The organism is Nonomuraea sp. B19D2 (genome assembly GCF_040137845.1).
Lineage (GTDB): Bacteria > Actinomycetota > Actinomycetes > Streptosporangiales > Streptosporangiaceae > Nonomuraea.
Genome location: NZ_JBEFAK010000003.1, coordinates 205,145 through 217,488 on the forward strand (window position 1 = coordinate 205,145; position 12,344 = coordinate 217,488).

Here is a 12,344-nt window from a genome sequence, read left to right on the forward strand (position 1 = left end):
AGGTGAGGGTAGCGGAACTGAGCCTACTTAGCCGCCCCCGTAATCGCTTGGCGCAGTTCCTGCGGGCTGAAGAGTGCGGAATTGTCGATTTCCTTACCGTCCAGTTTCACCGTCGGCGTATGGTTGAGCTTCTGCGCGTCCATGATCTTCTTGCTGTACGAGAGCTGCGCGTTGGCGTTCTTCCCCGTGGTGACGCACTGGTCGAAGTCCGGCGCGCTCACCCCGGCCTGCTTGCCCCAGCTCTTCAGCTGATCGGGCGTGAAACCGGCCTCGGTCTCGGAGGGCTGGTTCTGGAAGAGCAGCTCGTGGAAGGCCATCCACTGCTTCCCGTCCGCGATGCACCGGGCGGCGCCGCCGGCGCGCACGGAGTTGGACTTGGTCGGCTCCTGCGAGAAGATCGTGATCGGGTGGTAGACGACCTTGGCCTTGCCTTCCGCGGCGAGGTTCTTGAACGTCTGGCCGCTGACCCGTTCGAGCTCCTTGCAGGCCGGGCACTGGAAGTCCTCATAGATGTCGACCACGGGCGCGGTGACGCCCTGCTTGGCCATCATGACCGACCCGTCGGCCTGCACGGTGATCGGCGCGAGGGCACCGGCGGCCTCCTCCGAACGCGAGCTGCTGGCCGCGTACCACCAGCCGAGGCCCACCGCCGCCACCGCGACCGCGCCCGCGGTCACGTAGGTGGTGATCCGCTTGCGCTTGTCACGGGCACGTGCGGCGGCCTGCTGTGCCTTGATCTTCTCGCGCGCCGTCTTGGCACTGGTGCGCTCAGCCTTGTTCATCGTCGTACTCCCCCTCATTATGATTGTCGCCCCCCAGGCCCAGGGCTCCGTCAAGCGCGTAGCGGCCCGGCGGGAAGCGCACGGTCCAGGCGCCGAGCAGCACGAGCCCGAAGTCGCGCAAGATGTCGAGCAGGTATGCCGGCTCCTGTCCCGCCCCGAGCTGGCCGCCGCCGCCGAAGCAGCCGCAGTCGATCCGCAGGCCGTTCGCCCAGGCCCAGGCGATGCCGAACACGAACGCGAACATGAGCAGCCCGGCGATCACCGCGGCCACCCTGGTCAGCAGACCGACGACCAGCAGCAGGCCGACGACGATCTCCAGGATCGGCAGGGCGTAGCCCACCGTGACGGCGACCGACTCGGGCAGCAGCTGGTATGCCTTGACCGCCACGACCGAGTCGGCCGGGTTGCCGATCTTGAGCGCGCCCGCCGCGATCAGCACTCCGCCCAGGACCAGCCGGGCAACCGTCGTCACCCAGGGTATCGCTGAAAAGGCGCTGCGTGACGGTAGTGACGCGTCCACAGGTCATCTCCTCTTTCTCTGTGCCGGGATGGGCACAGTACCGGGATCCCATATGACCACGTGGCAGATAAGCACTGATTAAGCAGCGGTCCTTGTCGGGGCACGCGCCTGATCTCCTACCACTTCGACGGCAAGGACGAGCTGATCGGCCAGGCCATGGTCACGATCTACGGGAAGCTGTCGGCGTTCATGAGCGAGCGGGTCAGCGCCCAGCGCACGCCCGGCGCGGCGCTGGAGACGTACATCCGCTCCCTGGTGGAGTACATCAGCGAGCACCGCGCGGAGATGCGCGCGGCCACGGAGATCTTCCTCAACTTCCACCCGCAGGACGGCTCGTCGGCGCGGGAGGCGGCCACCGACCTGTCGGCGCTGTCCCACGTCGAACGGCTGCTGGCCTGGGGTCAGGAGACGGGAGAGTTCGGCGAGTTCAACGTGCGGGTGACGGCCATGGCGATCCAGCGGGCCCTCGACGGGCTGCCGTTCCTGCTGGAGGCCGACCAGGACGCCGACCTGGCCGAGTACGCCGACGAGCTGGCCGGGCTGTTCGCCCGGGCGGTCAAGGCATGAACACCCGGCTCAGGGCCTGCTCACCCTGGCGGTGGACATCGGGCTCCCCATCGGCCTCAATTACGTGCGCTCTACGCCGAGCTTCGTGACGAGCTCAGCCGCACCTGAAGGCGGCCTCACCCCAGTCCGCGTGGTCGTTGCCGTTGCCGTCGCCGCCGTCCCCGGCCACGAGGTCCACGTACCGGGCTCCTGACACGTCGGCACTCAGCTCGTACGCCGCGTCGGCGGCTCTCAGCACCGGGCTGCGCGCCTTCTCCACGCCGTCGGCGACCACACTGAACTGCACGGAACCCCGCGTGGCCTGCACGTCGTCAACACCGACGAACGCCGTGAACCCCGTACACGCTCCCCTCAGGTAGAAACGCACTTTGGCGGGCGCGTGGGTGCCGAGCCCCTTGGCGAACGTGCGCCCGCCGATGACGATCGGCCCGCCGTCGGCCTCGCCGGTGTCGCCGTTGGACCGGTCGCGCTCGACCGGGCCCCAGCCGTTGGCGGCGCTGACCCACTCCATGTCGCTCGCGTAGGCGTCCCCGGCGGGCGGCGGGGGCAACGTGCGCACGGTGGCGGAGGCGGTGAGCCGCTTCGCCGCCCCTCCGGCGGTGTAGGTCGCGGCGGCCGTGAGCTGATAGGCGCCGTAGGCGGCGTCCGCGGGCGGAGTGACCTGCCAGGTGGTGGTCAGCTTCCCGCCGGGCTCCACCGCGCCCGTCCCGTCGCCGCTGACCGCCCACCCGTCCGGTACGCCCAGCACCACGCGAACGTCCCCCACCGCCACGTCCTCAAGGTTCGTGAACGTGGTGACGACCTCACCCGCCGACCCCTGCTCGAAGACCGCGGCGGGCGCCACGTCCAGCGACCCGCACGCCGGCGCGTCCGGCGCCGGGCCGAGGCCGGTCACGGAGAAGTCGTCGAGGATGAAGTCGGCCCCGGCCTGCTCGGCCTTGAGCGAGCGCAGCCCCACCCACACGTCACCGCAGCCGCCCACCACCCGCTCGGTGAACGTGGCCGTGGCGCGCCGCTCGGGGATCGGCGTGCGGCGCGTCTCGACGCTGGAACCGCCCTTGTCGTAGCCGGTCACCCACTGGTATGTCTCCGCCTGCGCGCTCTGGTAGCGGAACGACACCTCGTACGCCTGGCCCGGCTCGAACCGCGCCGTCCACGGCAGCGTACGGTAGATCAGCCCCTGCCGCTCCTCGTGCGCCTTCAGCGACCAGTTCCCGTCCAGCACGTCGTCGACCGTCTTGCCGTTCCACCCGGCCTGCGTGTACGGCTCGTGCCGCTCCGCCAGGTGCGTGCGCGCGTCGAACGACCCGCCCGCGTCACCCTTCACGAACGGCCCCCAGCCGGGTTCGGCCGACTCGAACGTCTCCACCTGCCCCTCCGGCTCCCGCTGGAACAGCCGCACGTCGTCCACCCGCACGTCCCCCTCGGCGGCGGCGGCCGTGATCCGCAGCGTGGCCGACTCGCCCGGCGCGGTGAAGGTCACCTTTGCCCGCTGGAAGAAGGTGTCGTGCTTCTCGTCGGAGGCGATGTAGTTCCTGGCCGTGGACCGGCTGACGGTCACCGACCGCCCGGCGACCTCCAGGGTGGTCTCGCGGGCCTTGCCCGGCTCCACCTCGACGAACGCGGAGGCGGTGTACGTACGTCCCGGCTGCAGCCCGCTCAGCCGCTGCTCGAGCCGCGCCCGCGCGCCGCCGCCGAGCAGCGCCACCCGGTGGCCCAGGTCGTTCTTCCGCACGCTCACCGGGCCGGTGACGGTCCACCCGCGGAGCCGGTCGCCGTTGAAGCCGGGGTCGCGCACGCCGCTGCCCTGCCCCCAGTCAGGGTCGGCCTGCTCGGGCGCCCGGCCGGGGTAGAGCACGTACGGCACGCCCGCCTCCGCCCGTAACGTGATCTTCCCGTCGGCCGGGGTGACCGTGCCCGCCTTGACGCGGCCCTGGTCGGTGAGCCGGTAGACGGTCATCGGACGGTCGGCGTCCCAGGTGGTGACCCCTCCGGCCGGGTTGAAGTGGTAGTACTTGCCCTGCCACGGCAGCAGGTACGTGGACCCGTCGAGCACCTTGTGCCCGCCGGCGAACAGCTCGCGCTTCCCGTTCCGGTAGGTGCCGCGCACGCCGCCGGTGAAGACGATCTCGTCCGCGTTCCAGTCCATGATCTTGTAGTGCTGCAGGTACTTGACCGGCAGGTTGTGCTCCCAGATGTTGCGGTAGAACGCGGTGAAGTCGTTCTTCGCCTGCCAGCCCTCGAACTCGACGATGCGGGCGTTGCCGAGGATCGGGTGGGCGTTCCAGACGTCCTTCTCGTCGTTGCGGACGAACCGGATGATCTGCGAGTTCAGCCCCTTGTTGGTGACCCCGCCGTAGTTGAGGTCGTTGGCCCAGTGCGACCACAGCGACGAGCGTTCCAGCTTGTCCGACCACTCGGTGGTCACCTGCCAGCCCTGCTTGCGCAGCTCGGCCAGCGCGCGGTCGGCGACCCAGCCGAACGGCCTGAACACGTCCACGTACAGGACGGCCAGGTTCCTGTCGGTCTCCAGGCGCAGCCGCGCGAACCGCCGCGCGAGGGTGCCCCTGGTCAGGTCGCCGCGCTGGTCGATCAGGTACGCCTGGTCGAGCCAGTTCCAGCCCTTGGTGTCCTTGTTGACGAGCTGCTCGCTGAAGCTCCTGGCCTCGGGGTAGGACTCAGTGGCGTTGACGTGCACGCCGAACGTGGCGTTCCAGCCCTTCCCGGCCTTGAGCAGCGTGTTCAGGTCCTTCAGGCCCCCGGCGCGCCGGTTGTGGTTGCCGCCGTAGTCGGGGTGGGCCGAGTCGTGGCCCTCCGACTGGTAGCCCTTGAGCAGCGCGAGCTGGCCGAGGCCGTCGGTGGCCAGCGAGATGCGTTTGACGTCGTCGAGCGTGCGCAGGAACGGGTGCGTCGCCTGGCTGGAGAAGTTGAACGGGATGTGGGTGACCACGCGGTCCCTGGTCTGCTCGGCGCCGGGCGGCTTGACGGCGATGTCCCTGAACGCCACCGCGCCGTCCTGCCAGTCGAGCGTCCCGTCACCGTTCGCGTCCGGGGTGACCACGACCTTGGCCCAGGGCGGCTCCTCGGTGAACGGCGAGCCGTCCGCGCGGTGCGTCCACTGCCCGCTCCACACGCCCACCGTGACCGTGCCGCCGGCGTCCTTCCTGGCCTGGTGCCAGAGCCTGGCCGCGTCCTTGTCGGTGACGCCGGAGGGGCGGTCGTAGGTGGAGTTCGACTCGACCGCCGCGGCCAGCCGATCGGTGTTCACGATCGCGTACGTCGCCCCGACCGGGCCGGCGTCGGGCGCGGTGTCCGCCGTGACCTGGGCGAAGACGTCGGCGGTGCGGGTCGAGTTCGGATCCAGCCGGGTGAACGCGGTCGCCGCGCCCGGCTGCGCGCTCGACACCGACACCAGGTCGTGGCCCGGCAGGTCGATCGTGTTGACGCGGAACGCCTCGGTGTCGGCAACCGAGTCGATCCTGAACGTCGTCACCCGGCCCTTGACCCCGATGCTGGCTCCCAGGAAGACGCCTTCGAGATCGGGGAAGGCCAGCCGGTAGCGCGCGGTCGTACCGTCGTTCCCGGTCAGCGTCACGGCGGCGGTCCGCGCCTGGCCATTGAGCACGACGGCGGGCACGCCCGCGCCGCCGGCGAGCCAGGCGCCGCCGGCCCGGTCGAGGTAGCGCAGGACGCGCGGGAAGGCGGGGTCCAGCTCCACGTTGAGCGCGGGCGACGAGATCGTGATCGGGTTCGCCACGTCCGCGGGCCTCGGCGGCACGTTCTGCGCGGTGGGGCTGGGCGGGGGCGCTCCGGTCGCGGACGGCTCCGGGGACGACAACTCGTACGTGGGCGCGGGTGTGGGGTCGGCGGACGCCGGGGCGGTCCCACTCATCGCCATGGTCCCGGCGAGGAGTGGGGCTGTGAGGGTGAGGGCTGCCGCGAAGATGACGGGACTGGGACGCATTGGTGTCCTTTCGGGTCATGCGTCACACCGCTCGGGGACCCGATCATCACCCGTGCCGGACCGCACGCCAAGGACCTAAGCGCCAGAACCTTGCACTAATCGCGAAATTTCGTCATATGGCCGGTAAAGCTCTGGCCTACCGGCGCACGCCCTTGGCCATGTCGCCGGCCAGCTGGGCGATGGAGGCCCGGCCCGCCGCCTCGTCGGGCGCGTCGAGGATGCGCCGAATGAACGCCGACCCCACGATCACGCCGTCGGCGTAGGCCGCCACCTCGGCCGCCTGCGCTCCCGTGCCGACCCCCAGGCCCACGCACACCGGCAGGTCCGTGTGCGCACGGGTCCGCTGGACCAGGCCCTCGGCGGCGGAGTTGACCGTCTCCCTGGCGCCCGTGACGCCCATCAGCGAGGCCGCGTACACGAAGCCCGTGCAGCAGTCGACGACGGCCTTGATGCGCTGCTCCGTCGAGCTGGGCGCCACCAGGAACACCGTGTCGATGCCCGCGCCCGCCGACGCGGCCCGCCACGGCTCCGACTCCTCCGGCGTCAGGTCGGGCGTGATCGTGCCCACGCCGCCGGCGTTGGCCAGGTCGCGGGCGAACCGCTCGGCGCCGTACTTGTCGATCGGGTTCCAGTAGGTCATGACGAGCGTGGCGGCGCCGGTGGCGGCGACGCCCTCGACCGTGCGCAGCACGTCGGCGATGCGCGTGCCGTTGATCAGCGACCTGTGCACCGCGTCCTGGATCGTCGGCCCGTCCATGAGCGGGTCGGAGTAGGGCAGGCCGATCTCGATGACGTCGCAGCCGGCCTCCACCAGGGCCGCGGCGGCGGCGACGTCGCCGCCCTTGGAGGGGAAGCCCGCGGGCAGGTAGCCGACGAGCGCGGCCCGGTTGTCCGCCTTCGCCTTGGCGAAAACCGTCTGAAGAGTCGTCATGTCTGTCCGTTTCGAAGGTCGAGTCTCACCATGATGCCCTGCCGTGCCCTTACCCCTGAGTCAGGGTCCTGGGCGGATGCGCGGCGGGCGGCCCGGCGCAGGCCGTCGCGGATTAGAGGTTGAAGTACTTCATGGCCGTGCCCATGTCCTTGTCGCCGCGCCCGGAGAGGTTGACCAGGATGGTCGCCTCGGGGCCGAGCTCGCGGCCGAGCTGCAGCGCGCCCGCCAGGGCGTGGGAGGACTCGATGGCCGGGATGATGCCCTCGGTCCTGGCCAGCAGCGAGAACGCGGCCATCGCCTCGTCGTCGGTGACGCCGTGGTAGGTGGCGCGGCCCGAGTCCTTCAGCCAGGCGTGCTCGGGACCGACGCCCGGGTAGTCGAGCCCGGCCGAGATCGAGTGGGACTCGATGGTCTGGCCCTCGTCGTCCTGCAGCACGTAGGTGCGCGAGCCGTGCAGCACGCCGACCGAGCCCGCGGTGAGCGTGAGCGCGTGCTCGCCGCTCTCCAGGCCGCGCCCGGCGGCCTCGTAGCCGTGCAGCTGGACGCCCTGGTCGCCGATGAAGGCGTGGAAGATGCCGATCGCGTTGCTGCCGCCGCCGACCGCCGCGCACACCGCGTCGGGCAGGCTGCCGGTCAGCTCCAGCATCTGGCGGCGGGCCTCGACGCCGATGATGCGGGCGAAGTCGCGCACGATCTCGGGGAACGGGTGGGGCCCCGCGACCGTGCCGAAGAGGTAGTGGGTGGTGTCGACGTTGGTCACCCAGTCGCGGAAGGCCTCGTTGATGGCGTCCTTCAGCGTCTGGGAGCCGTTGGTCACCGGGATCACCGTGGCGCCGAGCAACTTCATCCTGGCGACGTTGAGCGCCTGGCGCTCGCAGTCGACCGCGCCCATGTAGATCACGCACTCCAGGCCGAGCAGGGCGGCCGCGGTGGCGGTGGCCACACCGTGCTGGCCCGCGCCGGTCTCGGCGATCACGCGCTTCTTGCCCAGCCGCTTGGTCAGCAGCGCCTGGCCCAGCACGTTGTTGATCTTGTGGGCGCCGGTGTGGGTGAGGTCCTCGCGCTTGAGGATGATCCTCGCGCCACCTGCCTGCTCGCTGAAGCGCGGCACGTCGGTCAGCGTGGTCGGCCGCCCCGCGTAGGTGCGCAGCAGGTGATCGAACTCGCGGATGAACTGCGCGTCGTTCTTGGCCTTCTCGTAGACCGCGGCCACCTCGTCGAGCGCCGGGATGAGCGCCTCGGGGACGAACCGGCCGCCGAAGATGCCGAACTTGCCGTGCACGTCGGGGTCGTCGCCCTGTGCGCCGTTGCCTGCCAGGTCGGCGGTGGTCAGGATGGAGCCTTCGTGTGCCACTGCTATCCCTCTGCTGAGTGGTCGGGGCGCGTCGACGGATGGGCGCCGGCGGTCACGAGCGCCTCCACTGCCTTGCGCGGGTCCTTGCCGGTGACCAGGCTCTCTCCCACCAGGACGGCGTCGGCGCCGGCCCTGGCGTAGGCGAGCAGGTCGTGCGGGCCGCGCACGCCCGACTCGGCGATCTTGATCACATTGTCCGGGATCTTCGGCGCCAGCTTCGTGAAGACCTCGCGGTCGACCTCGAGTGTCTTCAGATTGCGCGCGTTGACCCCGATGACCCGGGCGCCGGCGGCGACCGCCCGCTCGAGCTCCTCCTCGGTGTGCACCTCGACCAGCGGGGTGAGCCCGATCGACTCGGCCCGCTCGATCAGCGACACCAGCGCCTCCTGCTCCAGGCAGACGACCATCAGCAGCGCCAGGTCGGCTCCGTGGGCCCTGGCCTCCCAGAGCTGGTAAGAGGTCAGGATGAAGTCTTTGCGCAGGATCGGGATGTCGACCCGGGCCCGGACGGCCGCCAGGTCGTCGAGGCTGCCACCGAACTTGCGCCGCTCGGTCAGCACACTGATGACGTGAGCGCCGCCCTCTTCGTAGTCGGCCGCGAGCGCGGCCGGATCGGCGATCGCGGCGAGCGCGCCCTTGGACGGGCTCGACCGCTTCACCTCTGCGATCACCGAGATCCGGTCACCCCCGAGCGCGGCCATCGCGTCTCTGGGGGCCTGGGCCCGCTCGGCCCGCCGCTTGAGATCGTCAATGGACACGGCCTGCTGACGGGCGGCGAGGTCGGCGCGCACCCCGTCGAGGATGTCGTCGAGGACACTCGGCCCTTCCGTCCGCTCACTCACGCGATTGGGGTCCCTCCGGTCGACAGTGGGGGCGGCGGAGAGTTCGCGTCGCGTCCGCTCTCTGCCTTGTCCTGCGATGGTATCGGCCCGAGTGGGGTCACCTCACCACAGGCCCCCTGACTAGGGAGCGAGGAACGCCCCGAAAGGCAAGTTTCGGACGACCCAGTAGACCATGATGAGGGCGATGAAGGCCCACAGCCACGCCGGATGGGCGAGCGTGGTGCGTCTCGGCCGGCCCTGCCAGGCGCGCACGACCCATCTCCCCCACCAGAACAGCAGGAGCGGGATCATGGCCACCGCGAGCGGGTTCAGCCCGAGGGCGGTGACGGGGTCGAGGTGGGCCAGCGCGTGGATGGTGCGCAGCGTGCCGCAGCCCGGGCAGTAGAGGCCGGTGATCCAGAGGAACGGGCAGGTCGGGTAGTGGCCGGGCTGGTTGGGGTCCACCACGCCGACGAACGCGAACACGGCGCCCGTCGCGCCCGCAACACCGAGCGGCGCGAGCAGCGCCTTGAGGCGAGCCGTGCCGCGCCGCTCGGTGGTTGCGATGCTCATGTTCCTAGTATCCGCCTTCCAGCTCAGTAGGAGGACGTGCTCGGGACGCTGGCTGCCAGGATGACGAACAGCAAGATGTAGCCGACGATGACCAGAACCCACCAGATGATGCCGGCGATCAGGCTCCGCTTCCACCAGGTCTTGGCCTCTTCGGACGCCTGCACGGCTCCCTGGTAGTCGCCCATCTGCCACTTCGAGTTGACCTGCGTCGACTTGACGATCGACACGATGCCCAGCGGAAGGCAGCAGAACAGGGTGGTGATGATGGCCCAGACCAGGTGGTTGTCCGGCGGGGTCCCCCCGGCCGGGGGCTGCTGCCCGTAACCGCCACCGTAACCGCCGCCGCTCGGCGGCTGCTGGCCGTAGCCACCACCGCTCGGCGGCTGCTGCCCGTAACCACCACCGTAACCGCCGCCACTCGGCGGCTGCTGGCCGTAGCCACCACCGCTCGGCGGCTGCTGGCCATAACCGCCGCCACTCGGGGGCTGCTGCCCATAACCGCCGCCGCCGCTCGGAGGCTGCTGCCCGTATCCGCCGCCCGGCGGCTGGGCCCCGTAGCCGCCGTCGCCCTGGTTGCCGTAACTCATGCTAATGACCCCTCATGTCGTCATCTTTGTGGTGAGTCGCGCGGCAGCCTAGCGAGGATGCGTGCCCTACGTGGAAAAACGTCCATTTTGCGGACAATTCGTAATCGGACCGCAAGCGGCTCGTCACGGTCCGGCTACGTGGATCAGCAGCTGATCGAACGGTCAGTAGTCGTACGTGGACGACGTGGCGGCGGCGCTGAGGCCGATGAGGGACAGCAGCATGCCGCCGAAGATGATCCAGCCGATCACCCAGAGCACGACGGTGATGTACGACGTGACCAGGCCGCCGACGGCCATGCCCGAGCCTTCCTCGCCGGTCTTCTTGATCCGGTTGAGCGCGATGTGGCCGAGGATCACACCCGGGATGCTGGTGAGGCCGCAGAAGATCAGGCCGACGATGCCCAGGACGAGCGAGGCCACCGCCATGCCGTTGGTCGACCTGCCGGGCTGGGGCGGCGCTCCGTACTGGCCGTAGCCCTGCTGGCCGTAGCCGCCGTAGCTCGGGGGCTGCTGGCCGTACCCGCCAGCGCTGGGCGGCTGCTGACCGTAGCCGAGCGGCTGCTCCTGCGGATAGCTGGGCGGCTGCTGGCCGTACCCGCCACCGTAGCTGGGCGGCTGCTGACCGTAGCCACCGCCCCCGCTCGGCGGCTGCTGGCCATAGCCGCCACCCCCGCTGGGAGGCTGCTGACCGTATCCGCCGCCGGGCGGCTGTGCGCCGTAGCCGCCGCTACCGCCCTGATCCCCGTAGCTCATGCCCTTGGCTCCTCAAAAAGTTCGTGGCGAGTTGCAACGGCAGCTTATTGAGGAAACGTTTGCCAAGCAGACACAGGATCAAAACAGTAAAGAAAACGTCATAGCCGGTGCGGGCTCGCCGCAGGCCGGGCGGGCGCCCGGCGGGCTCAGCGCGGGTCTGTGGGGTCGTCGCCGCGGTCGAGCGCGTCCCAGAGCGCCCGGTCGTCCTTGGCCTGGGCCCGGGGCTTGCCGGCGGTCCTGTCGTAGCGTGCCGACATCCCCGCCCACTTGCCACCGCGTACGACGGCGACGATCCCACCGGCGATCACCAGGACCGCGCCGACGGCGGCGACGGCCGGCCAGAGCGGCGTGATCTCCCAGGGGAGGTCGGCGGTGCCGCGCAGCACGTTGCGCTCGCGCAGCCAGCCGGTCACGGTGTCGCCGCTCAGCGCCGTCCACGTACCGGCCGCCGCGCCCGCACCGCACAGGGCGATCAGCGCGCCGACGACGCGCCGCCCCGCGCCTCTGGTGGCCAGCACGGCCACGATCCCGGCCAGCCCGGCCAGGGCCACGGGCGTCAGCACGGGGCTGAGCTCCCCGCCGGTGGGCGCGCCCGCACCTCCCGGTTCCAGGAGGCGCACCCAGGTGCGGCTCGCGGCGAACAGCACGAGCACGCACCCCAGGGCGGTCGCCCCCAGCCAGCCCCACAGCTCTCTGTGCCCCATCTGGCCCCGCTAACCCAGCGCGATCTCGAGCTGGTCGGCGTCGAAGCACGTGCGGTCTCCGGTGTGGCACGCGGCGCCGACCTGGTCGACCTTGACGAGCAGGGCGTCGCCGTCGCAGTCGAGCGCGACGGACTTGACGTGCTGCACGTGGCCGGAGGTGTCGCCCTTCACCCAGAACTCGGCGCGGCTGCGGGACCAGTAGGTGGCCCTGCCGGTGGTGAGCGTCCGATGCAGCGCCTCGTCGTTCATCCAGGCCAGCATGAGCACCTCGCCGGTGTCGTACTGCTGCACGATCGCGGCGACGAGGCCGTCGGGGTTGCGCTTCAACCGCGCGGCCACCTTGGGATCGAGGGACATGCACCCATTCAACCAGCCCACCCGCACGCCCCCGCCACCACCGCACCCCGTCCCGCGGGGTGGGGTCAGGCCAGGGCCTGGGAGAGGGTGTCGTAGATGGGGAACAGCGGCGCCAGGTTCGTGCGGCGCAGCCGCCGGAGCACCTGGCCGTCCGGGGCCACCAGGGCCAGCGTGCCGTTGCGCTCGCGCAGCGTGGCCAGCAGGCGCACCAGCACCCCGAGGCCCGTCGTGTCGATGAAGGTCAGCCCCGTCATGTCGACCACCAGCCGCGGCCTGGGCGCCGAGGCCGCCTCGTCGAGGCACTGCCGGACCTGCGACACGTTGTCCACGTCGACCTCGCCCGCCAGGCTGACCACCACGAGATCGCCGTGTTGGCGTCGCGTCATTCGCAGGATATCCACGCCCGTGCTCCTCATGCCTTCTCCCGCCCC

Annotated in this window: 13 protein-coding genes; 1 reads left to right on the plus strand and 12 read right to left on the minus strand. The window is 70.6% G+C overall.

The genetic code is table 11. From position 1 onward, the window contains the following. Positions 1-23: 23 nt before the first annotated feature. Positions 24-782: a DsbA family protein gene (locus tag ABN273_RS07540; protein WP_349447918.1), complete on the minus strand. Its 759-nt coding sequence runs from the start codon at positions 780-782 to the stop codon at positions 24-26. Beyond that, entirely contained in the window at positions 769-1,254 is a 486-nt protein-coding gene (locus ABN273_RS07545; RefSeq protein WP_349447919.1) for a MauE/DoxX family redox-associated membrane protein, read from the minus strand. Before ABN273_RS07545 ends, ABN273_RS07540 begins: the two co-directional genes overlap by 14 nt. Positions 1,255-1,458: 204 nt before the next feature. On the opposite strand from ABN273_RS07545, the gene ABN273_RS07550 reads away from it, so the two are divergent. Continuing rightward, entirely contained in the window at positions 1,459-1,869 is a 411-nt protein-coding gene (locus ABN273_RS07550; RefSeq protein ID WP_349447920.1) for a TetR-type transcription factor C-terminal domain-containing protein, read from the plus strand. A gap of 94 nt (positions 1,870-1,963) precedes the next feature. Here ABN273_RS07550 and ABN273_RS07555 read toward each other — a convergent pair whose 3' ends face one another. The 10 genes from ABN273_RS07555 to ABN273_RS07600 all read right to left on the minus strand — a co-directional run bounded on the left by ABN273_RS07555 (position 1,964) and on the right by ABN273_RS07600 (position 12,314). Next, positions 1,964-5,833, minus strand: coding sequence for an endo-alpha-N-acetylgalactosaminidase family protein (locus ABN273_RS07555; protein WP_349447921.1), 3,870 nt, complete (start codon positions 5,831-5,833; stop codon positions 1,964-1,966). A gap of 136 nt (positions 5,834-5,969) precedes the next feature. Further along, entirely contained in the window at positions 5,970-6,764 is a 795-nt protein-coding gene (gene trpA / locus ABN273_RS07560; RefSeq protein ID WP_349447922.1) for a tryptophan synthase subunit alpha, read from the minus strand. 112 nt (positions 6,765-6,876) lie between these two features. Next, a complete protein-coding gene (trpB, locus tag ABN273_RS07565) occupies positions 6,877-8,097 on the minus strand; it encodes a tryptophan synthase subunit beta (protein ID WP_502910981.1) in 1,221 nt (406 codons plus the stop codon). A 23-nt stretch (positions 8,098-8,120) separates the two neighbouring features. Next, entirely contained in the window at positions 8,121-8,960 is an 840-nt protein-coding gene (trpC, locus tag ABN273_RS07570) for an indole-3-glycerol phosphate synthase TrpC (RefSeq protein ID WP_349447923.1), read from the minus strand. Between the two features lie 120 nt (positions 8,961-9,080). Then, entirely contained in the window at positions 9,081-9,512 is a 432-nt protein-coding gene (locus ABN273_RS07575; RefSeq protein ID WP_349447924.1) for a DUF2752 domain-containing protein, read from the minus strand. A 23-nt stretch (positions 9,513-9,535) separates the two neighbouring features. Then, positions 9,536-10,099 carry a CD225/dispanin family protein gene (locus tag ABN273_RS07580; RefSeq protein ID WP_349447925.1) on the minus strand — a complete coding sequence of 188 codons (564 nt, stop codon included), beginning with the start codon at positions 10,097-10,099 and terminating at the stop codon, positions 9,536-9,538. 162 nt (positions 10,100-10,261) lie between these two features. Continuing rightward, entirely contained in the window at positions 10,262-10,852 is a 591-nt protein-coding gene (locus ABN273_RS07585) for a DUF4190 domain-containing protein (RefSeq protein ID WP_349447926.1), read from the minus strand. 146 nt (positions 10,853-10,998) lie between these two features. After that, a complete protein-coding gene (locus ABN273_RS07590; RefSeq protein WP_349447927.1) occupies positions 10,999-11,556 on the minus strand; it encodes a Trp biosynthesis-associated membrane protein in 558 nt (185 codons plus the stop codon). A gap of 9 nt (positions 11,557-11,565) precedes the next feature. Then, positions 11,566-11,913 carry a phosphoribosyl-AMP cyclohydrolase gene (hisI, locus tag ABN273_RS07595; RefSeq protein WP_349447928.1) on the minus strand — a complete coding sequence of 116 codons (348 nt, stop codon included), beginning with the start codon at positions 11,911-11,913 and terminating at the stop codon, positions 11,566-11,568. Positions 11,914-11,978: 65 nt separating this feature from the next. After that, positions 11,979-12,314 carry an STAS domain-containing protein gene (locus tag ABN273_RS07600; protein ID WP_349447929.1) on the minus strand — a complete coding sequence of 112 codons (336 nt, stop codon included), beginning with the start codon at positions 12,312-12,314 and terminating at the stop codon, positions 11,979-11,981. Positions 12,315-12,344 lie beyond the last annotated feature (30 nt).

What these genes read in the sequence shown, in the direction of transcription:
- ABN273_RS07540 (WP_349447918.1), bottom strand. Translation starts at nt 782, where the DNA reads ATGAACAAGGCTGAGCGCACCAGTGCCAAGACGGCGCGCGAGAAGATC.
- ABN273_RS07550 (WP_349447920.1), top strand. Translation starts at nt 1,459, where the DNA reads ATGGTCACGATCTACGGGAAGCTGTCGGCGTTCATGAGCGAGCGGGTC.
- ABN273_RS07555 (WP_349447921.1), bottom strand. Translation starts at nt 5,833, where the DNA reads ATGCGTCCCAGTCCCGTCATCTTCGCGGCAGCCCTCACCCTCACAGCC.
- trpA (WP_349447922.1), bottom strand. Translation starts at nt 6,764, where the DNA reads ATGACGACTCTTCAGACGGTTTTCGCCAAGGCGAAGGCGGACAACCGG.
- ABN273_RS07575 (WP_349447924.1), bottom strand. Translation starts at nt 9,512, where the DNA reads ATGAGCATCGCAACCACCGAGCGGCGCGGCACGGCTCGCCTCAAGGCG.
- ABN273_RS07580 (WP_349447925.1), bottom strand. Translation starts at nt 10,099, where the DNA reads ATGAGTTACGGCAACCAGGGCGACGGCGGCTACGGGGCCCAGCCGCCG.
- ABN273_RS07585 (WP_349447926.1), bottom strand. Translation starts at nt 10,852, where the DNA reads ATGAGCTACGGGGATCAGGGCGGTAGCGGCGGCTACGGCGCACAGCCG.
- ABN273_RS07590 (WP_349447927.1), bottom strand. Translation starts at nt 11,556, where the DNA reads ATGGGGCACAGAGAGCTGTGGGGCTGGCTGGGGGCGACCGCCCTGGGG.
- hisI (WP_349447928.1), bottom strand. Translation starts at nt 11,913, where the DNA reads ATGTCCCTCGATCCCAAGGTGGCCGCGCGGTTGAAGCGCAACCCCGAC.